General features: G+C 73.8%; 18 protein-coding genes and 1 riboswitch. Of the genes, 7 read left to right on the top strand and 11 right to left on the bottom strand.

Annotated features, from left to right (window positions below; all coding sequences use genetic code 11):
• The first annotated feature begins 66 nt into the window (after positions 1-66).
• From GXB85_RS01120 to galK, 3 genes are read left to right on the top strand one after another with little or no spacing between them, the layout of a single operon-like run.
• Positions 67-909 (top strand): DeoR/GlpR family DNA-binding transcription regulator, encoded by an 843-nt coding sequence (locus tag GXB85_RS01120; RefSeq protein ID WP_202627407.1) that lies wholly within the window; start codon positions 67-69, stop codon positions 907-909.
• Entirely contained in the window at positions 906-2,126 is a 1,221-nt protein-coding gene (gene galT / locus GXB85_RS01125; protein WP_161915780.1) for a galactose-1-phosphate uridylyltransferase, read from the top strand. Before GXB85_RS01120 ends, galT begins: the two co-directional genes overlap by 4 nt.
• A complete protein-coding gene (gene galK, locus GXB85_RS01130; protein ID WP_161915781.1) occupies positions 2,123-3,352 on the top strand; it encodes a galactokinase in 1,230 nt (409 codons plus the stop codon). The genes galT and galK overlap by 4 nt, the downstream gene beginning before the upstream one ends.
• Positions 3,353-3,490: 138 nt before the next feature.
• Here galK and GXB85_RS01135 read toward each other — a convergent pair whose 3' ends face one another.
• Together GXB85_RS01135 and GXB85_RS01140 are read right to left on the bottom strand one after the other, a co-directional pair.
• Complete coding sequence (locus GXB85_RS01135; protein WP_161915782.1) at positions 3,491-5,221, bottom strand: sodium:solute symporter family protein; 1,731 nt, start codon at positions 5,219-5,221, stop codon at positions 3,491-3,493.
• A complete protein-coding gene (locus tag GXB85_RS01140; RefSeq protein WP_161915783.1) occupies positions 5,218-5,559 on the bottom strand; it encodes a DUF4212 domain-containing protein in 342 nt (113 codons plus the stop codon). Before GXB85_RS01140 ends, GXB85_RS01135 begins: the two co-directional genes overlap by 4 nt.
• Before the next feature lie 126 nt (positions 5,560-5,685).
• Between GXB85_RS01140 and GXB85_RS01145 the strand changes: the two genes are divergently transcribed.
• A complete protein-coding gene (locus GXB85_RS01145; RefSeq protein WP_202627408.1) occupies positions 5,686-6,114 on the top strand; it encodes a hypothetical protein in 429 nt (142 codons plus the stop codon).
• A gap of 33 nt (positions 6,115-6,147) precedes the next feature.
• On the opposite strand, the gene GXB85_RS01150 is transcribed toward GXB85_RS01145, so the two are convergent.
• The 4 genes from GXB85_RS01150 to glyA all read right to left on the bottom strand — a co-directional run bounded on the left by GXB85_RS01150 (position 6,148) and on the right by glyA (position 11,124).
• Positions 6,148-7,857, bottom strand: coding sequence for a bifunctional 3'-5' exonuclease/DNA polymerase (locus GXB85_RS01150; protein WP_161915979.1), 1,710 nt, complete (start codon positions 7,855-7,857; stop codon positions 6,148-6,150).
• A gap of 79 nt (positions 7,858-7,936) precedes the next feature.
• Entirely contained in the window at positions 7,937-8,740 is an 804-nt protein-coding gene (locus GXB85_RS01155; RefSeq protein WP_161915784.1) for an exodeoxyribonuclease III, read from the bottom strand.
• Positions 8,741-8,851: 111 nt separating this feature from the next.
• Positions 8,852-9,721, bottom strand: coding sequence for a bifunctional methylenetetrahydrofolate dehydrogenase/methenyltetrahydrofolate cyclohydrolase (locus GXB85_RS01160; protein WP_237727898.1), 870 nt, complete (start codon positions 9,719-9,721; stop codon positions 8,852-8,854).
• 125 nt (positions 9,722-9,846) lie between these two features.
• Positions 9,847-11,124 carry a serine hydroxymethyltransferase gene (glyA, locus tag GXB85_RS01165; RefSeq protein WP_161915785.1) on the bottom strand — a complete coding sequence of 426 codons (1,278 nt, stop codon included), beginning with the start codon at positions 11,122-11,124 and terminating at the stop codon, positions 9,847-9,849.
• A gap of 71 nt (positions 11,125-11,195) precedes the next feature.
• Positions 11,196-11,282: riboswitch (ZMP/ZTP riboswitch) on the bottom strand.
• Positions 11,283-11,362: 80 nt separating this feature from the next.
• On the opposite strand from glyA, the gene aztD reads away from it, so the two are divergent.
• Entirely contained in the window at positions 11,363-12,643 is a 1,281-nt protein-coding gene (aztD, locus tag GXB85_RS01170) for a zinc metallochaperone AztD (protein ID WP_161915786.1), read from the top strand.
• Positions 12,644-12,800: 157 nt separating this feature from the next.
• Positions 12,801-13,199 (top strand): hypothetical protein, encoded by a 399-nt coding sequence (locus tag GXB85_RS01175; RefSeq protein WP_161915787.1) that lies wholly within the window; start codon positions 12,801-12,803, stop codon positions 13,197-13,199.
• A 64-nt stretch (positions 13,200-13,263) separates the two neighbouring features.
• Here the strand turns inward: GXB85_RS01175 and GXB85_RS01180 are convergent, their stop codons facing one another.
• Entirely contained in the window at positions 13,264-13,794 is a 531-nt protein-coding gene (locus tag GXB85_RS01180; RefSeq protein WP_161915788.1) for a GNAT family N-acetyltransferase, read from the bottom strand.
• A 175-nt stretch (positions 13,795-13,969) separates the two neighbouring features.
• Between GXB85_RS01180 and purU the strand changes: the two genes are divergently transcribed.
• The gene (purU, locus tag GXB85_RS01185; protein WP_161915789.1) at positions 13,970-14,845 is read left to right on the top strand and encodes a formyltetrahydrofolate deformylase; all 876 of its coding nucleotides are present in this window, start codon (positions 13,970-13,972) and stop codon (positions 14,843-14,845) included.
• Positions 14,846-14,893: 48 nt separating this feature from the next.
• On the opposite strand, the gene GXB85_RS01190 is transcribed toward purU, so the two are convergent.
• Genes GXB85_RS01190 through GXB85_RS01205 form a run of 4 tightly spaced genes read right to left on the bottom strand, consistent with a single transcriptional unit; the run spans position 14,894 to position 19,111 of the window.
• Complete coding sequence (locus GXB85_RS01190) at positions 14,894-16,096, bottom strand: sugar ABC transporter permease (RefSeq protein WP_161915790.1); 1,203 nt, start codon at positions 16,094-16,096, stop codon at positions 14,894-14,896.
• Positions 16,093-16,854, bottom strand: a complete 762-nt coding sequence (locus tag GXB85_RS01195) for an ATP-binding cassette domain-containing protein (protein WP_161915791.1) — start codon at positions 16,852-16,854, stop codon at positions 16,093-16,095. Before GXB85_RS01195 ends, GXB85_RS01190 begins: the two co-directional genes overlap by 4 nt.
• Positions 16,851-17,912 carry a substrate-binding domain-containing protein gene (locus GXB85_RS01200; protein ID WP_161915792.1) on the bottom strand — a complete coding sequence of 354 codons (1,062 nt, stop codon included), beginning with the start codon at positions 17,910-17,912 and terminating at the stop codon, positions 16,851-16,853. The genes GXB85_RS01195 and GXB85_RS01200 overlap by 4 nt, the downstream gene beginning before the upstream one ends.
• A complete protein-coding gene (locus GXB85_RS01205) occupies positions 17,909-19,111 on the bottom strand; it encodes an ROK family transcriptional regulator (RefSeq protein WP_161915793.1) in 1,203 nt (400 codons plus the stop codon). Before GXB85_RS01205 ends, GXB85_RS01200 begins: the two co-directional genes overlap by 4 nt.
• Between the last annotated feature and the right edge of the window lie 56 nt (positions 19,112-19,167).

Here is a 19,167-nt window from a genome sequence, read left to right on the forward strand (position 1 = left end):
GATCCATCTCCCGCACCGCACACCCATGTGCGCTCGTGTTCGATCGTGGTGGATCACGGTCGGTTCATGGGGGATACTGTGCGAGTGCTCGCACAGCAACGCCAGGAGCTGATCCTGGCCCAGGTCCGGAGCCGTGGCGCCGTGCGCGTCGCGGACCTCGTCACGAGCCTCGACGTCTCCGACATGACGGTGCGCCGCGACATCGCCGAGCTCGCACGTCGCGGCCTGGTGGAGCGCGTGCACGGGGGCGCCGTCGACGCACGCCACGCCGCGCACGAGCCGGGCTTCGCCGCCAAGTCGTCCCTCGCGGAGGCCGAGAAGCGCGCGATCGCGCGCACCGCGCTCGATCTCGTCGAACCCGGCAGTGCGATCGCGCTCTCGGCCGGCACCACGACCCACCTGCTCGCGGCCCTCGTCGCCGCCGACCCGGCGCTGCGACCCCTCACCGTGGTGACCAACTCGCTGCCGGCCGCCGCCGCGCTGCACGACCCGGGCGACCACGCCCTGTCCGTCGTGCTCACGGGCGGCACGCGCACCCCGTCGGACGCCCTCGTGGGACCGGTCGCGACCCGCGGCCTCGAGGCCCTCCGGGTCGACGTCGCGTTCCTCGGCGTCCACGGGTTCGACGTCGACGCCGGGCTCACCACGCCGAACCTGCTCGAGGCCGAGACCGACCGGGCCCTGGTCGCGTGCGCGAGCCGCACCGTCGTCGTCGCCGACCACACCAAGTGGGGCCGGGTGGGACTCAGCCGCATCGTCCCGCTCGCCGAGGTCGACGTGCTGGTCACCGACGGCGCGTTGCCGGCCGAGGCGGTCGAGCGCCTCGGCGCGGTCGACACCCTGGACCTCGTGCTGACCCGCCCCGGCACCGCCGACCGCACCCCGCAGCCCACCCGAGGAGACCTGTGAACGCCCTCCCGCAGGCGCATGCGCGCCGCACCGCGACCCGGCTCGCCGACGGTCGCGAGCTCATCTACTTCGACGACTCCGAGCCGTACGTCTCGGGCGGCGCGACCCGCAGGCTCGAGGACCCCCGGCCCCTCGCCGACCGCTTCGCACCCCTGCCCGGGCCCGACGGCACGACGACCCCCGTCACGGGCCCCGAGATGCGTCGCGACCCGCTGACCGGCGAGTGGATCCCGATGGCCTCGCACCGCATGCACCGGACCCACCTCCCGGCCGCGGACGCGTGCCCGCTGTGCCCGGCCCGTCCCGAGACCACCGGCACCCGCTACTCCGACGGCGAGGTCCCCGCGACCGACTACGACGTCGTGGTGTTCGAGAACCGGTTCCCCGCCCTGATGGCGGTGCCCGGGGTCACCGACGAGCCGTGGCAGGTGGACGACGAGCCGTTGCACGTCGCTCGTCCCGCGGCAGGCCGGTGCGAGGTGGTGTGCTTCAGCTCCGACCACACGAGCTCGTTCGCCGACCTGACACCCCACCGGGTCCGCACGATCGTCGAGGCGTGGGCCGACCGCACCACGCGGCTCTCGGCCCTGCCGGGTGTCGAGCAGGTGTTCTGCTTCGAGAACCGCGGACGCGAGATCGGCGTGACCCTCCCCCACCCGCACGGCCAGATCTACGCCTTCCCGTTCGTGACGCCGCGCACGCAGGCGATGCTGCGCGAGGCGCGCGACTACGGCGAGCGCACCGGTCGGCACCTGCTGAGCGACGTCGTCGCCGCCGAGCGACGGGCCGGCACCCGCGTGGTGCTCGACTCCGAGCACTGGGTCGCCTACGTCCCGGCCGCCGCGCGCTGGCCGGTCGAGGTGCACCTCGCACCCAAGCGGGACGTGCTCGACCTGCCCGCGCTCACGGGACCCGAGCGCGACGACCTGGCGCGGACCTACCTCGAGCTGCTGCGCCGCCTGGACCGGTTCTTCGTCGAGCCCGAGGGCACCGAGGACGCGGGCACACCCATCCCGCTGCCCTACATCGCGGGCTGGCACCAGGCCGTGGTGGGCGAGGGGCGCGAGCTGGGCCGCCTGCACCTGCAGGTGTTCTCGGTGCTGCGGGCCCCCGGGCGGCTCAAGTACCTCGCGGGCGTCGAGTCCGGCATGGCCGCCTGGATCAGCGACACCACGCCCGAGCGCATCGCCGCACGCCTCCAGGAGGTGGCGCCGTGACGGACCCGCAGGCCGCGCTCGCCGCGCACGACGGCCTGGACGTGCTGACGGCGTGGGCGCCCGAGGAGGGGGCCGCGCGCGTCGTCGCGGCGTTCCGCTCGACGTTCGACGGCGAGCCCGACGGCGTGTGGTCGGCTCCGGGGCGCGTCAACGTCATCGGGGAGCACACGGACTACAACGGCGGGCTCTGCCTGCCGATGGCGCTCCCGCACCGCACCTACGTGGCCGTGCGCGCCCGGGCCGACGACGAGGTGCGGCTCACGTCGGCGCAGGAGCCGGCCGGCGGGACGTGGCACGGACAGCTCGCGGACGTGGGCCCGGGACGCGTCGAGGGCTGGGCCGGGTACGCCGTCGGCGTCGCGTGGGCGCTGCGCGAGGCCGGCCACGACGTGCGGGGTTTCGACGCCGTGGTCGACGCGTGCGTGCCCTACGGGGCGGGCCTGTCGTCGTCGGCGTCGCTCGAGTGCGCCTTCGCCGTGGCCCTCGACGAGCTGTTCGCCCTCGGCCTCGGCGGCGACGACCCGGGTCGCGCGAGGCTCGCGGCCGCGTGCGAGCGGGCCGAGAACGACATCGCCGGGGCCCCGACGGGTGGGATGGACCAGGCCGCGTCGTTGCGCTGCACCGCGGGGCACGCCCTGCTGCTCGACGCGCGCGACGGCAGCGTGCGCCAGATCCCGTTCGACCTCGCGGCCCACGGGCTGGCCCTGCTCGTGGTCGACACGCGCGCCGAGCACCAGCTCGTGGACGGGCAGTACGGCGCGCGCCGCGCGACGTGCGAGGCCGCGTGCCGCACGCTGGGCCTCACGACGCTGCGCGAGGTACGTGACCTGGGCGCAGCCCTCGACGCCCTGCCCGACGACGTGTCGCGGCGCCGCGTGCGTCACGTCGTGACCGAGATCGCGAGGGTCGAGGAGGTCGTGGCGCTGCTCGACGCGGGTCACGTGGCACAGGTGGGACCCGTGCTCTCGGCCGCGCACGCGTCGCTGCGCGACGACTACGAGGTGAGCTGCGCCGAGCTCGACGTCGCCGTCGAGGCCGCGCTCGAGGCCGGCGCGCTGGGCGCGCGGATGGTCGGCGGCGGCTTCGGCGGCTCCGCGGTCGCGCTCGTGCGCGTCGACGACGTCGGCGACGTCGCCCGCGCCGTCACCTCGGCGTTCGACGCGAAGGGCTGGCGCCGCCCGGGCGTGCTCGTCGCGACACCCGCCGCCCCCGCCGCACGCACCTGACGTCCGTCGCGGCGGTCACACCGTCGCGCGGCTGCCCGCACGCGCCACCGGCGGGGTGGGGAGCTCGAACCTCCACCACCCCGCCGGGGTCGTCGTGCGTCGTGCCGGGCGCCCGGGGTCACCTGGCACGAGGTCGTGCTACCGGGCCTCGTGCTCCCCGTGGTGCGTCTCGCCGTGGAGCTCCTCCTCGGCGAGCTCGCCCGACGCGTGCGCCGCGACCAGCTCGGTCTTGCCGGGGTAGCGCACGTCCTCGACCAGCTGCTGCATCACCGGCGTCGGCTTCTCCGTGAACTGCGAGACGACGATCGTGACGGCGAAGTTGATCAGCATGCCGATCGTGCCGAACCCGGTCTCCTGGATGCCGAAGATCCCGTCGCTGTTGCCGTAGATGTCGATCGTCCACAGCTGGTAGGCGAGGGTCGTGGCGAGGCCGGCCGCCATGCCCGCGGTCGCGCCCTTGGCCGTGCACTTCTTCCAGAAGATCCCGAGGACGAGGATCGGGAAGAAGCTCGCGGCCGCGAGCCCGAAGGCCAGCGCGACCACCTGCGCCACGAACCCTGGCGGGTTGATGCCGAGGTAGCCGGCGACGACGATCGCACCCGCCATCGCGATACGACCGACGAGCAGCTGACGCTTCTCGTCCGCCCGCGGGTTGATCTTCTTGTAGTAGACGTCGTTGGCCACCGACGAGCTGATGACCAGCAGCAGACCCGACGCCGTCGAGAGGGCGGCTGCAAGACCGCCCGCCGCGACCAGGCCGACGATCGGCGCCGGGAGGCCCGCGATCTCCGGCGTGGCGAGCACCACGATGTCGTTGTTGATCGCGAGCTCGGTCACGTCGGCCGCGCCCATGTTGATCACGCCGTCGCCGTTGGTGTCGGTGTGCGTGATCAGGCCGACGCTGCTCCACGACTCGAACCAGCTCGGTGCGTCAGCGACGGGGGTGCCGTTGAGCTGCTCGATCACGTTGAACTTGCTGAACGCACCGATCGCCGGGGCCGTGGTGTAGAGCAGCGAGATGAAGAACAGCGCCCACAGCGCCGAGTAGCGCGCGGCACGCACCGACCTGGCGGTGTAGAACCGCACGATCACGTGGGGAAGACCGGCGGTGCCGAACATGAGCGCCCCGGTGATGAGGATCATGTTGAGCATGTTCGTCTGGGTGAACGCCTCGGTGTACGCGGCGATGCCCAGGTCCTCCTGCAGCCCGTTGAGCTCCTCGAGGATCTGGCCGAACCCGATCTGCGGCACCGGGATCCCCGTGAGCTGCACCGAGATCGCGACCGCCGGGATCAGGTAGGCGATGATCAGCACGGTGTACTGGGCCACCTGGGTCCAGGTGATGCCCTTCATGCCGCCGAGCACGGCGTAGAAGAAGACGATCACCATGCCGATGATCACGCCGACCGTCGTGTCGACGCCCAAAAAGCGCTGGAAGACGACGCCGACGCCGGACATCTGGCCCGCGACGTACACGAACGACACGACGATCGCGCAGACGACGGCGACCATGCGTGCCGACTCCGAGTACCGGTCACCCACGAAGTCCGGGACCGTGTACTTGCCGAACTTGCGCAGGTACGGCGCGAGGAGCAGGGCGAGCAGCACGTAGCCGCCGGTCCATCCCATCAGGTAGACCGACCCCGCGTAGCCGTTCTGCGAGAACGCCACGATGCCGGCCATCGAGATGAACGACGCAGCGCTCATCCAGTCGGCCGCGACGGCCGCGCCGTTGGCCGGCGCTGGGATGCCACCACCCGCCACGTAGAAGCCCGACGTCGTGCTCACGCGGCTGCGGTAGGCGATGTAGATGTAGAGCGAGAAGGTGATCGCGACGAAGACGAGGGTCCACAGCTGGAGGTCACTCATGAGTGGTGCACCTCCTGCTCGTACTCGGTGATCCCGAACTCCTTGTCGAGCCTGTCCATCCGCCACACGTAGACCGCGATGAGGAGGACGAAGACGACGATCGAGCCCTGCTGGGCGAACCAGAAGCCCAGGGGCACGCTGAAGATGCTGAAGTTGTTCAGTGCGTCGACGAAGATGATCCCTGCACCGAAGGACACGAGGGCCCAGATGGTCAGGAGGACGGCCATCAGCCGGAGGTTGCGTCGCCAGTACGCACGCCGTTGAGTCGGATCCACAAGCCCACCTCTGGATCGTTTTCGGCCGATCGCCCCGTTGCGCCCGGCCCGTTGGTGGCTCATGCAAGCAGCCAGCCAGGATGTGGTCAAGGTCTCATCTCGCGGACATACCGGCCCACCACGCGGCCGGACGGCGATCGTTTGCACCCCTGGCGGACCCGCCCGGACCGGGGTCTACAGTGGCCCACCATGACCCCTCCTCCCGCACGCGGTGGGCGCGTCCGGCGGCGGCGGATGCCCGGTCAGGGCCGCCTCCTGGGTGCCGCCGCCCTGGTCGTCGTCGGCGCTCTCCTGCCCTGGGTGTACTCCCCGGCGGGCCCCGTCACGGGCATGCGGGGGCCCGGGCTGTGGACGTTCTACGCGGCGATGCTCGCGCTGGCCGGAGGGCTGACCCCGCCGCGGTGGCGCGTGCTCGCAGCGGTGCAGGGCGCCGTCGTCGGGCTCGTCGCGATCGGCCTGCCGGTGTGGCAGGTCGTCCACCTGCTCCAGCTCGTCGGGACCCAGGGCTGGGCGCCCGGTCCCGGCCTGGTCATGACGTTCGCGGGCGGGGTGCTCAGCCTCGTGGCGGGCTGGCAGCTGTGGAACTTGCGTGGCGGTGAGGCACCCGCCACGACCTGACGCCCGGAGGTCCACCCGATCGAGTGACGCGGCTCAGGCGGCCTCGTCGTACGACTCGACCACCGCGACGTCCAGGGGGAACTCGACCGGCGAGCTGCCGAACAGGAGCCGACCGGCCTCGGTGGCCGCCTCGACCACGGCCTCGGCCACCCGCGACGCGATCCCGGTGGGCGTGTGCACGAGCACCTCGTCGTGGAGGAAGAAGACGAGGCGTGGCTCGCCGGGCAGGGCGCGCAGCCGTCGCCGCAGCGCGGCCATCCAGCACAACGCCCACTCCGCGGCCGTGCCCTGGACCACGAAGTTGCGGGTGAATCGCCCGTGGTCCTGCGCGCGGCGCCGCGCGAGCCGCACCTGCTCGGCGTCCGCCCCCTCGGCCCGCGCGGCGTGGCGCAGCGCCGCGGTCACCTCGTCCGCGGGCGAGGTGCGCCCCAGCCACGTCGCCACGACCTCGCCACGCTCGCCGGCACGCGCGGCCCGCTCGACGACGTCCATGGCGGCCGGGAACGCCTGGCGCAGACGCGGGAGGAGGGCCCCACCCGCACCCGTGGTGGCGCCATAGATGGCACCGAGCATCGCGTACTTGGCCTCCGTGCGGGTCGCGACGACGCCCGCGTCGACCAGCCCCTGGTAGAGGTCTGCGCTGCGGCCCGCCGCGGCCATCGCGGCGTCACCCGACATGGCGGCGAGCACCCGCGGCTCGAGCTGGGCCGCGTCGGCCACCACGAGCCTGTGACCGGGCTCCGCGCGCACCGCGGCCCGCACCGCCGCGGGAAGCTGGAGCGCGCCTCCCCCGCTGCTCGCCCACCGGCCCGTGACCACTCTGCCGGGCACGTACTCGGGCCGGAAGCGACCCTCGCGCACCCAGGCCTGCGCCCAGTGCCAGCCGTTGGCCGAGTACAGGCGGGCGAGCTTCTTGTACGCGAGCAGGGGTGCGCTCACGGGGTGGCCGGCCGCGCGGATCTCGGCCGTGCGGGTGCTCGTGACGGGGACGCCCGCGGCGCGCAGCGCGCGCAGCAGCTCGGGCTGGGAGTCCGGGTTGAGGTCCGGCCGGTCGAGGACGGTACGCACCTGCGCCGCGAGCTCCTCGAGGCGGGCCGGGCGGCGACCACCCGAGGGTCGTGGCCCCAGCGCCTCGGTCAGCAGGCGGTCGTGCTCCTCGACGTCCCACGGCAAGCCGTCGTGGTGCATCTCCGCGGCGATCAGGGCGCCGGCGGACTCGGCCGCGAGCAGCAGCCTGAGGCGCCCGGGCTCCGCGGACCCGTCGACAGCGGCGAGCTGGCGGCGCAGCTCGCTGAGCGCGTCGCCGGCCGCCCCCGGGGCGTCCCCCGCCCACGCGCCACCGTGCGGATCCGGGTCGATCCCGAGGTCGAGCGGCACGACGCCCTGCGTGACCGCGGGCGTGCCGGGCGACTCGTCCCACGGTCCGCGTGGGGCGCGCGCCAGCTCCGACGTCGCGCTGAGCACGCTCGCACGCAGGATCCGGTGGCACAGCCGCAGGTCGTGGCAGCGCTCGACCCGGACACCGGCGGCGATCAGGTCCGGCGCCCAGCGGGACGTGTCCGCCCAGACCCAGCGCGGAGGACGACCTTCCTCCGCGCCCGTCCGCTCACGGCGACCGACCTCGGCTGCGAGCTCCGCGCGCGTCACCACCCGTCGCATCCGTTGCGCTCCGTCCGGACCCGTCTCCACGAGCACGACGGCGCGCTCGTCGTCGTGCTCCGGTGCGCCGATGCCGGCCTCCATGACGAGCACGAGCGCCTCGCCGTCGTCCCGCGCGGGGAGCCCCTCCGTCACGGGCGTGCTCGACACCGGGCCCGGACGCTCAGGCGCCGGGGAGCTCGTAGTCCACGACGAGCGGAGCGTGGTCGCTCCAGCGGGTGTCGTAGCTCGGCGCCCGGTCGACCTCGGCCTTCACCGCGCGCTCGGCGAGGGCCTCGGTCGCGATCTGGTAGTCGATGCGCCAGCCGGCGTCGTTGTCGAAGGACTTCCCGCGCCACGACCACCAGGTGTAGGGACCCGGGCCGTCGCCACCGAGCCGGCGGCCCAGGTCCACCCAGCCCGCCTCGAACCACCGGTCGAGGTAGGCACGCTCCTCCGGGAGGAACCCCGCGGCCTTGAGGTTGCCCTTCCAGTTCTTGAGGTCCACGTTCCGGTGGGCGATGTTCACGTCACCCGCGACCACCGCGAGCCGCCCGTCGGCACGCAGCTCGGCGAGGCGTGCCGTCACGAGGTCGAGGAAGGCGTACTTCTCGTCCATCGACGGGGTGCCGACCGTTCCCGAGTGGATGTACGTGGAGACCACGGTGAGCTCGCCGCCGCCGGGCAGCTCGAGGTCCGCCTCGACCCAGCGGCCGCTGTTCGTGACCACGTCGTGGTCCAGGCCGATGCGGACCGCGCGCATGGGCAGCCGCGATGCGATCGCGACGCCCGCGCGCCCCTTCGTCATGCACTCGTGGTGCGCGAGGTCCCACTCGCCGACCGGCAGGAACTCCCCGAGCATCTCGTCGGGTGCGCGCACCTCCTGGAGCAGCAGCACGTCCGGGCGGCGCGCCGTGAGCCACTCCCCCATGCCGCGGCGGAAGGCCGCCCTGATCCCGTTGACGTTGGCGGTCGCGATGGTGAGCACCGGACGATTCAACAGCACCCCTCCGACACGCCGGGGCACCGCCCGCGAGGCGCGAGACCTACGTCACGGCCGGGCCCACCTCGTGCGGTGCGCCCGGCCGGTCGTCGGCACTCAGGCGAGGGCGCGCTCGGCGGCCTCGACCACGTTCGCCAGCAGCATCGCCCGGGTCATGGGGCCCACGCCGCCGGGGTTGGGCGAGACCCACCCCGCCACGGCGCGCACGCCCGGGTCCACGTCCCCCACGAGCCGCGAGCGGCCCGTGGCCTCGTCGACCGCACGCGAGACGCCCACGTCGAGCACGACGGCACCGGGCTTGACGTCCTCGGCGCGCACGATCCCGGGCACACCGGCCGCCGCGACCACGACGTCGGCCGTGCGCAGGTGCGCGACGAGGTCACGGGTCCCGGTGTGCGTCAGGGTCACGGTCGCGTTGTGCTCGCGCCGCGTGAGCAGCAGCCCGATCGAGCGACCGACCGTCGTGCCACGGCCCAGGACGACGACGTGCGCCCCGTTGACGCCGATGCCGTACCGGGCGAGCAGCTCGAGGATCCCGCGCGGCGTGCACGGCAGCGGCGAGGTCACGGGCTCGTTCACGCGAAGCACGAGCCGACCGAGGTTGGTCGGGTGCAGGCCGTCGGCGTCCTTCGCGGGGTCGATGCGCTCGAGCACGGCGTTGACGTCGACCCCCCGCGGCAGGGGGAGCTGGACGATGTAGCCCGTGCAGGCCGGGTCGGCGTTGAGCCGGTCGATCGCGGCCACGACGTCGGCCTCGCTCGCGTCGGCCGGCAGGTCCTCGCGGATCGAGGCGATCCCCACCTCGGCGCAGTCGCGGTGCTTGCCCGCGACGTACGCGTGCGACCCGGGGTCGTCACCCACGAGCACCGTCCCGAGGCCGGGTGCCACACCCCGTGCCTTGAGCGCGGCGACGCGCTCGGCGAGCTCGGCCTTGATCGCGGCGGCCGTGGCCTTGCCGTCGAGCAGGCGCGCCTCGCCCGACGGGCTCGCGGTCTCGGCCGCGCCGACGGCACCCTCGGGGAGCGCCTCGTCCGTCGCGACCCGCACGTCGCCGTCGGCCAGGCCCGCGCCCTCGTTGCCCGTGGCGCCGCTCACGCGTCCAGGCCCGGGTAGAGCGGGAACGCGTCGGTGAGGACCTTGACGCGCGCGCGCAGCGCGGCGACGTCGGCACCCCGACCGTCGACCAGGGCGGTCGCGATGACGTCGGCGACCTCGCGGAACTCGGTCTCGCCGAAACCGCGGGTCGCGAGCGCGGGGGTGCCGATGCGCAGGCCCGAGGTGACACGCGGCGGGCGCGGGTCGAAGGGCACGGCGTTGCGGTTCACGGTGATGCCGGCCTCGTGCAGCAGGTCCTCGGCCTGCTGGCCGTCGAGCTCGGACCGGCGCAGGTCGACCAGTGCCAGGTGCACGTCGGTGCCGCCCGTGAGCACCGAGGCCCCGGCGGCCGCGACGTCGGGGGCGGAGAGCCGCTCGGCCAGGATGCGCGCACCGTCGAGCGTGCGCTGCTGACGCTCGCGGAAGCCTTCGCTCGCGGCGATGCGGAACGCGACCGCCTTGGCGGCGACCACGTGCATGAGGGGCCCACCCTGCTGGCCCGGGAAGACGGCCGAGTCGATCTTCTTCGCGTGCTCCTCGCGGGTCAGGATGAAGCCCGAGCGAGGGCCGCCGATCGTCTTGTGCACGGTGGACGAGACGACGTCGGCGTGGGGCACGGGGCTGGGGTGCAGGCCCGCGGCGACCAGACCGGCGAAGTGCGCCATGTCGACCCAGAGGGCGGCGCCCACCTCGTCGGCGATCGCGCGGAACGCGGCGAAGTCCAGCTGCCGCGGGTAGGCCGACCACCCCGCGATGATCACGCGCGGCCGGGCCTCGAGGGCCTTCGCGCGCACCACGTCCATGTCGACCAGGTAGGTCTCGGGGTCCACCCCGTAGGCCGCGACGTCGTAGAGCTTGCCCGAGAAGTTGAGCTTCATGCCGTGCGTCAGGTGACCGCCGTGCGCGAGCTCGAGGCCGAGGATCGTGTCCCCGGGGCTCGCGAGCGCGTGCAGGACGGCGGCGTTGGCCTGGGCACCCGAGTGCGGCTGGACGTTGGCGTGCTCGGCGCCGAACAGCTCGCGGGCCCGCCCGCGGGCGAGCTCCTCGGCGATGTCGACCTGCTCGCAGCCGCCGTAGTACCGCTTGCCCGGGTAGCCCTCGGCGTACTTGTTGGTCAGCACGGAGCCCTGGGCCTCGAGGACCGAGCGCGGCACGAAGTTCTCGCTCGCGATCATCTCGAGCGTCTCGCGCTGGCGCGTCAGCTCGCCGTCGAGGACGGCCGCGATCTCGGGGTCGACCTCGGCCAGGGACTGGTTCATGACGTCGGAGCTCATGGCTTCTCCTCGCATCAGCAGTGCGTGCGCTCACCCCGGGGTCTGTCCGGGCACACACACGTGTGTGGTGACCGAAGGGCCCAGGCGTACGACCCGAAGTCTGCTGCTGCGTCGCTCCCTGGTGGTGCCCCACCTGTTCGCCAGTCGCGACCGGGCCAGCGTAGCAACCCGCCGCCGACCACCGCGCGCCGCTCCTTCGAGGTAGATAACGGGAATGATTATCGTTTATGGTCCTGCCATGACCCAAAGACTCCGCACCCGACCACCCCTGCCCCTGCTCGCCGCGCTCGCCGTGCCGGTGCTCGCCCTCGCCGCGTGCTCAACACCCGCCGAGACCGAGGAGGCCGGCGGCGCCGCGACCGTCGACGAGCACGAGGACGACGGCGGCCACGGCGAGGAGGCCGCCGAGCGCACACCGCGTCTCGCGGCCGCCTACGACGGCGGCCTGCTGGTGCTCGACGGCCTGACCCTCGAGCTCGTGGCCGACCTCGAGCTGCCCGGCTTCAACCGGCTCAACCCCGCGGGCGACGGCCGGCACGTGCTCGTCTCGACGACCGCGGGCGACGAGCCCGGCTTCCAGGTGCTCGACCTGGGCACGTGGGCCGAGGCGCACGGCGACCACTCGCACTACTTCACCGCCGAGCCCGAGCTCACCGACGTCGTGTTCCCCGCGGCCACCCCGGGCCACGCGATCCCGCACGGCGGCGTCACGACGCTCTTCGACGACGCGACGGGTGAGATCACGTTCGTCGACCCGACCGAGCTGGGTGACGGGATGCCCGAGGTCGAGACCGCGAGCACGCCCGAGGCGCACCACGGCTTCGCGTTCCGGCTCGACGACGGCGGCCTCGTCACCACCGTGGGCGACGACGATTCGCGCACCGGCATCGTCGTGACGGACGCCGCGGGCACCGAGGTCGCCCGCAGCGAGGACTGCCCGGGCGTGCACGGCGAGGCCGTCGCCGCCGACGAGGTGGTCATCGCGGGCTGCGAGGACGGCGTGCTGATCTACGCCGAGGGCGAGATCACCAAGGTCGCGAGCCCCGACGCCTACGGACGCATCGGCAACCAGTTCACGACGCACGACTCCCCGGTCGCGCTCGGCGACTACAAGCACGACCCCGACGGCGGCCTCGGCCTGCACGAGATCTCGCTGATCGACACCGCCGCCACGACCCTCGAGGTCGTCCACCTGCCCGAGGGCGTCGAGTACACCTACCGCGACCTCGGACGCGGGCCGGAGGGTGAGGCCCTCGTCCTCGGGACCGACGGCGCGCTGCACGTGCTCGACGAGGTGACCGGTGAGGTCGTCGCGAGCCACCCGGTGATCGACGCGTGGGAGGTGCCCGCGGAGTGGCAGACCGCGCACCCGACCCTCAAGGTGCTCGGCGAGACGGCGTACGTGACCGACCCGGCCAACCAGCGCATCCACGCCGTCGACATCCCGACCGGCGAGGTCTACCTGACGGGCGAGCTCCCGGCCGTGCCGAACGAGATCGCCGTCGTCAGCGGCGGATGAGACGCCGGTGGGCGCGCCACTCGGCCGGCGCGCCCACCGGACCAGCCCGCTGCGGCGACCGGGTGACGTCCTCTCGAAGACCCCCCGGAGCCCTGGCGCGAGCGCTAGCGTGCCGTCGAGCGCGGCATCGGGGTCGCGCCGGACACAGGGGGATCTCATGCTGCACGCACGACGACGGCTCACGGCCGCGACGCTCGGCGCCGTCCTTGCTCTCGGGCTCACCACGCTCGCCACGCCGGCGTCGGCGGCCTCGGCCGCAGCGACCGCCTTCAGCAACTGCATGGCGCCCTACACGGCCGGGATGCAGAAGGCCTACAAGGCACCCGGGATCAAGAGCCGGGACAACATCGCCCAGGCCATCCACGAGACCGGCTTCACCCGGTGCTACTACGCGCTGTCACAGCGGACCGACATCACCGCGAACCAGGAGATCAGCGCGCTGCAGAACTACCGCACGCACCACGCGCTCGCGAGCAAGTACATCATCAGGGCCGGGGTCGACTACTACAACGAGATCATGCGGAAGTTCGCCCTCAAGGGGCTCACCCTCCGGTGAACGGTCGCTGAGCGCGACGAGGGGCTCCGCACCCGACGGTGCGGAGCCCCTCGTCGCGTCAGCTTCAGCCGGCGGCGGGTTCGCCGTCGCCGAGGATCTTGCGCAGGTAGGCATACGTGAGGTCGCCCACCGTCTCGTCGTGCTCGTGCTCGTACCCGTGCTTGGAGTACATCGCGATGTTCTGCACCGAGTCGCGGCCCGTGAACACCCAGACCTCGGAGGTGTCCTGGCGCAGGTGGGGCGGCACGGCGAGCAGCAGCTGGGTGCCGACGCCCCGGCCCTGCAGGTCGGGGGCGACCGCGAGCCGCCCGAGGGTCGCCTTGCCGGGCTCGAGCGCGACCCGGATCGAGCCCACCAGACGGTGGCCGAGCCACGCGCCGAGCGTCACGACGTCCGGGTCGGCGAGGTCGGCACGCAGCTCGTCGAGCGTCTGCGTGAGCGGAGGGATGTTCGGGTCGCCGTACGCCTGGGCCTCGCTCACGAAGGCCGCGCGGCGCACGGTCAGCAGCTCGCCCGCGGCCTCGTCGCCGACGAGGTCGATCCGCACCTGCGGCGCGTCGTCGGGCACCTGGACGTCCTGGGGGGCCTCGCTCATAGCGGCATCGTCCTCATGACGGCATCGTCGCATCACCCGCACGGGTGAGGCGACCGACGCCCACGGTCTTCACCCGTGCCGCGCACCACGCCGGACGGGTCGTCCCACACCTCGGACGCCCCACCGGGCGGACCGGCACCACGCCGCACGGGCCTCGCGAGTACCCTCGGACCCCGTGACCACGCCGTTCGCGACCGCCGAGACCGCCCCGACCCACTGGGTGCTGAGCCTGTCCTGCCCCGACCGTCCGGGGATCGTCGCGGCCGTGGCCGGCCTGCTGGCGGCCCACGGCGGCAACATCACCGAGTCCCAGCAGTTCGGGGACCCGCAGAGCGGCCTGTTCTTCATGCGCGTGCAGGTCGAGGCCTCGGTGCCGGCCGACGAGCTCCGCGCCGCGCTCGCGGGGCTCGCCGACGACTTCTCGATGACCTGGGACCTCGACGTCGCGGGACGCCCGGTGCGCACGCTCGTCATGGTCTCGAAGGCTGCGCACTGCCTGCACGACCTGCTCTTCCGCCGGCAGTCCGAGGGCCTGCCGCTCGACATCGTCGGTGTCGTCTCCAACCACACGGACCTGGCCGGGGTCGCCGAGTTCTACGGCATCCCGTTCCACCACGTGCCCGTCACGGCCGCGACCAAGCCCGAGGCCGAGGCCCGCCTGCTCGCCCTCGTGGACGAGCTGGACGTCGAGCTCGTGGTGCTCGCGCGCTACATGCAGATCCTCTCGGACGACCTGTGCCGTGCGCTGCCCGGTCGCATCATCAACATCCACCACTCGTTCCTCCCGAGCTTCAAGGGCGCACGCCCCTACGCGCAGGCCCACGACCGCGGGGTCAAGCTCATCGGCGCGACCGCGCACTACGTCACGGGCGACCTGGACGAGGGGCCGATCATCGAGCAGGACGTCGAGCGCGTGGACCACTCCAAGACGGTCGAGGACCTGGTGGCGCTGGGTCAGGACGTCGAGCGGCGGGCCCTGGCGCGCGCCGTCCGCTGGCACGCCGAGCACCGCGTGCTCCTGGACGGGCACCGCACCATCGTCTTCCGCTGACGGCCCACCGCCCCGCGGTCCCGCCGGCGGGTCGCTCGCTCGGCAGCCTCAGCGCACGGGCGTCGCGGACCGGCGTCCGACGGCGTCGACGGCGATCGCGAGCACCAGGACGACGCCGGTGACCACGTACCGGGCCGAGGTGCCGACGTCGAGCAGGATCAGCCCGCTCGAGATCGACTGGATGACGAGCGCGCCGAGCACGGCCGACCACGCCGTGCCGCGCCCGCCGAAGAGGCTGGTCCCACCGATCACCGCGGCGGCGATCGCCGTGAGCATGAGCTCCGACCCGCCGCTGCCCTGGTTGGCCGCGGCCAGGCGCGCCGTCGCGAGCACGCCGCCGAGCGCCGCGAGGCCCGACCCCGCGACGAAGCAGGACAGCCGGAGGATCCCGACGGGCAGGCCCGCGCGCCGCGCCGAGTACGCGCTGCTCCCGACGGCGTGCACCCCGCGGCCCCAGCGCGTGCGGCGCAGCAGCAGGTGCGCGACGGTCACGAGCACCAGCAGGAGGACGAACGTCGCCGCCACGCCGCGGTCGAGGCTGAGGTACCAGACGGGCGCGGCGAGCAGCACGCCCAGGCCGAGCGAGCGCAGCAGCACGGTCGAGAGGGCGGCCGCGGGGAGCTCGGCGGCGAGCCGCCGCCTGCGCTCGACGAGCCGGCCCCCCACGTGCACCGCGACCACCACGACGACGACCAGGTAGGCCACGAGCGGGTCGAGGAAGGTCTGCTGCGCGAACCGCACGAGCCAGGACTCGTAGGCGAGGTTGACCGTGCCCGTCGAGCCGAGCACCTGGATCTGCAGCCCCAACGCCACGAGGAGTCCCGCGAGCGTCACGACGAAGCTCGGGAGTCCGAGCCGCGCGCTGAGCGCGCCGTGCACCAGGCCGATCGCGCAGCCGACGAGCACCGCGACCAGCACCGCGACCCACAGCGGCCAGCCCTGCTGGACGAACGTGACCGCGAGCACCGCCGAGGCCAGGCCGTTGACCGCGCCGACCGACAGGTCGATCTCGCCCGCGACCAGCACGAGCACCACACCGAGGGTCGTCACGCCGAGCGCGACCAGCTGCATCGACAGGTTCACGAGGTTGTCGGGCGACAGGAAGGTCGGGTTGATCGCCTGGAACACGAGCCACAGCACGAGCAGGCCACCGATCACGGGCCGCGAGCCCAGCTCGCCGCGGCGCCACGAGCCGAGGGCCGGCCCGCCGTGCCGCCACGAGCCCACCGGGGCCTCGGTCGCCGCGCTCATCGGCCGCTCCGACGCGTGGGCGTGGGCCCGGCCGAGGCGCCCGTGATGGCCGCGATGATCTCCTCGTAGCTGACCCTGTCGGCGTCGAACTGGCCCGCGAGGCGGCCTCGGCGCAGCACCACCACCCGGTCCGCGACCGCCTGGACGTCGGCCATGTTGTGGCTCACGAGCACCACGCCGTGCCCCCGGTCGCGGATGCGCTCGATCAGGGAGAGCACCTCAGCGGTCTGCGTGATCCCCAGCGACGCGGTCGGCTCGTCGAGCACGAGCGCGCGCGGCTCGCCGAGCAGGGCGCGCGCGATCGCGACCGCCTGCCGCTGCCCGCCCGAGAGCTGCGTGAGCGGGACCCGCACCGACGGCACGCGTGCCGCGAGCTGGGCGAGCAGGCGCTGCGCCTCGGCCTCCATCGCGACCTCGTCGAGCACGAGCCCGCGCTGGGGCTCACGGCCCAGGAAGATGTTCTCGACGACGTCGAGGTCCTGGCACAGCGCGAGGTCCTGGTAGACCGTCGCGATGCCGAGCTGGCGCGCCACCCCCGGCGAGGTGAGCGCGACCTCGACGCCGTCGACGACGACCTCACCCGCGTCGGGCACGAGGTCCCCCGCCATGACGCGCACGAGCGTCGTCTTGCCCGCGCCGTTCTCGCCGACGACGGCGACCACCTCGCGCGGGTGGACGTCGAGGTCGACGTCCACGAGCGCGCGCACCGCGCCGAAGGCCTGGGTGATGCCGCGCAGCGACAGCACGGGCTCGCTCATGCGCCCACCTCCAGGCCGAGCGTCGCGCAGGCGTCCCGGTACACGGGCGGGCAGACGTCCTCGACCGAGAACACGCCACGCTCGACGAGGCCGACGACGTCCTCCCGTGTGACGGCCTCGGGCTCGAGCAGCACGGTGCGCACGCCGTCGCGCATCCCGGGGGCCGGCGCCTCGCGCCCCTCGGCGAGGTCCACGGCGACGCCCGCGGCCGTGCGCGCCTGCTCGGCGATCTGCTTGTGCACGGTCATGGTCTGGTCGCCGGTCACGATGCGCTGGATCGCCGCGAGCTCGGCGTCGTGCCCGGTCACGGGCGGCACGGGCAGCCGGCCCGCCGCCCGCAGCGCCGAGATCGCGCCGCCCGCGGTGCCGTCGTTCGCGGCGTACACGCCGACCACCCGGTCGCCGTACTCGGTGAGCTGGGCCTCGACCCACTCCTGCGCCTTGTCGGGCGACCAGTCGGGCGTGTCGTACTGGGCGAGCACGGTGAGGCCCGCGTCCTGCAGAACCTCGAGCACCCCTGCCTTGAGGCCCGCGGCGTTCGGGTCCGCCGCGGCGCCGTGGACCGCGAGCACGCCGCTGCCCTCGGGCACGTCGCCGAGCGCGGCGACGAGCGCCTCGCCCTGGAGCCGCCCCACCTCGGTACCGTCGTAGGCGACGTAGTAGTCGACGGGTGCGTCCTCGACGAACCTGTCGTAGGCCACCACCTGGACCCCGCGCTCGTCGGCCGAGACCACGATCGAGCGCGCCGCGGCCGCATCGACCGCATCGAGGACCAGCACGTCGACCCCTTGGACCAGCACCGCCTCGGCCTGCTCCTGCTGACGGGCCGCGACACCGCCCGCGTTGGCGTAGAGCACCTGACACGCCGGGCACGCCTGTGCGACGGCGTCGACGAACACCGGACGGTCGACGCCCTCGTAGCGGCTCGTCTTCGACTCGGGCAGCAGGAACGCGATCACGGGGCCCTCACCCGTGGGTCGCGGGAGCTCGCCCGCGCACGCCGCGAGCGCCAGCACGGCGAGACCCGCCGCGCACCCCAGGGCCGCGCGTCGGATCACCGAGTGACCTCGAGCCCCGCTCCCAGCCCCGCCGGGCTCCCCACCCGGTACGCGTCCAGGGCGAGCGCGACCGCTCCCCTGACCTCGGCCTGGCTGCCGAGCACAGCGGGGACCACCTCGACCGGCCCGGCGGCGGTGGGCAGCACGTGCTCGGGCAGGGTCGCGCGCACGGGACCGAGCAGCGCGTCGCCCGCGGCCGCGAGCTCGCCGCCCACCACGATCACGTCCGGGGCCGCGACGGCGACCACCGCGGCGAGCCCGCGGGCGAGCGCCTCACCGGCCTCCGCGACGGCCGCTCGGCACTCGACGTCACCCTGCTGGGCACGGAAGAGCACGTCGCGCACCGCGAGGTGACCGTGCGTGCGCCGCAGGCGGTCGACGACGGCGCCCGTGCCCGCGACGGTCTCGAGGCAGCCACGGTTGCCGCACCGGCACAGCGGGCCACCCTCGACCACACGGATGTGACCGATCTCGCCTGCCGCGCCGCCCCGGCCGTGCACGACCCCACCGTCGACGACGAGCCCGAGGCCGATGCCGCGGGCCACGGTCACGTACGCGACGTGGCGGTGCCCCTGTCCCGCACCCAGGCGCGCCTCGGCGAGCGCCCCGAGGTTCGCGTCGTTGTCGACGTGGACCTCGACGCCCAGCCGGTCGGCGAGCACGGCAGGCACGTCGACGCCGTCCCAGCCGCGCAGCAGGCCGAAGCCCGAGACCCCACCGGTGCGCTGGTCCACCGGGGCCGGCAGGCCGACGCCCACCCCGAGCAGCTCCGAGCGCGACGTGTCGAGCGCGTCGAGCATCTCCTCGAGGAGCAAGGCGGTGCGGTCGAGGCCGACGTCGGGCCGGTGGTCGGGCGCGAGCGGCAGTCGCTGGTCGGCGACCACGCGGTGCGTGACGTCGGCGAGCGCGACCCGGAGCGTGCGGTCGCCGAAGTGCACGCCCGCGACCAGACCGAGGTTGCGCGCGAGGCTCACCTGCTGCGCACGGCGCCCGCTGCGCGACGTCGGCGTGGTCGTCACGACGCCCGCGGCGCTGAGCTCCTTGACGATGTTCGAGACCGAGGCGGCCGAGAGCCCGGTGACCGCGGCGAGCTCGACCTGGGTGAGCGAGCCGCGCTGCTGGACCGCGCGCACGATGCGCTCGCGGTTCGCCTCCCGCAGGGACGTCTGCGACCCCGGGGTCAGCCGTTCTCTGGCCATCCCCCGAGGGTAGCGGCCCGACGGCGCCGGGACACGCGTCCCGGCGCCGTCGTCAC

It is taken from the genome of Cellulomonas sp. APG4 (genome assembly GCF_009996735.1).
Lineage (GTDB): Bacteria > Actinomycetota > Actinomycetes > Actinomycetales > Cellulomonadaceae > Actinotalea.

Coding starts and splice junctions, on each gene's coding strand:
- GXB85_RS01120 (WP_202627407.1), top strand. CDS start 67: ATGGGGGATACTGTGCGAGTGCTCGCACAGCAACGCCAGGAGCTGATC.
- GXB85_RS01135 (WP_161915782.1), bottom strand. CDS start 5,221: ATGAGTGACCTCCAGCTGTGGACCCTCGTCTTCGTCGCGATCACCTTC.
- GXB85_RS01140 (WP_161915783.1), bottom strand. CDS start 5,559: ATGAGCCACCAACGGGCCGGGCGCAACGGGGCGATCGGCCGAAAACGA.
- GXB85_RS01145 (WP_202627408.1), top strand. CDS start 5,686: ATGACCCCTCCTCCCGCACGCGGTGGGCGCGTCCGGCGGCGGCGGATG.
- GXB85_RS01150 (WP_161915979.1), bottom strand. CDS start 7,857: ATGGAGGCCGGCATCGGCGCACCGGAGCACGACGACGAGCGCGCCGTC.
- glyA (WP_161915785.1), bottom strand. CDS start 11,124: ATGAGCTCCGACGTCATGAACCAGTCCCTGGCCGAGGTCGACCCCGAG.
- aztD (WP_161915786.1), top strand. CDS start 11,363: ATGACCCAAAGACTCCGCACCCGACCACCCCTGCCCCTGCTCGCCGCG.
- GXB85_RS01175 (WP_161915787.1), top strand. CDS start 12,801: ATGCTGCACGCACGACGACGGCTCACGGCCGCGACGCTCGGCGCCGTC.
- GXB85_RS01180 (WP_161915788.1), bottom strand. CDS start 13,794: ATGAGCGAGGCCCCCCAGGACGTCCAGGTGCCCGACGACGCGCCGCAG.
- GXB85_RS01190 (WP_161915790.1), bottom strand. CDS start 16,096: ATGAGCGCGGCGACCGAGGCCCCGGTGGGCTCGTGGCGGCACGGCGGG.
- GXB85_RS01195 (WP_161915791.1), bottom strand. CDS start 16,854: ATGAGCGAGCCCGTGCTGTCGCTGCGCGGCATCACCCAGGCCTTCGGC.
- GXB85_RS01205 (WP_161915793.1), bottom strand. CDS start 19,111: ATGGCCAGAGAACGGCTGACCCCGGGGTCGCAGACGTCCCTGCGGGAG.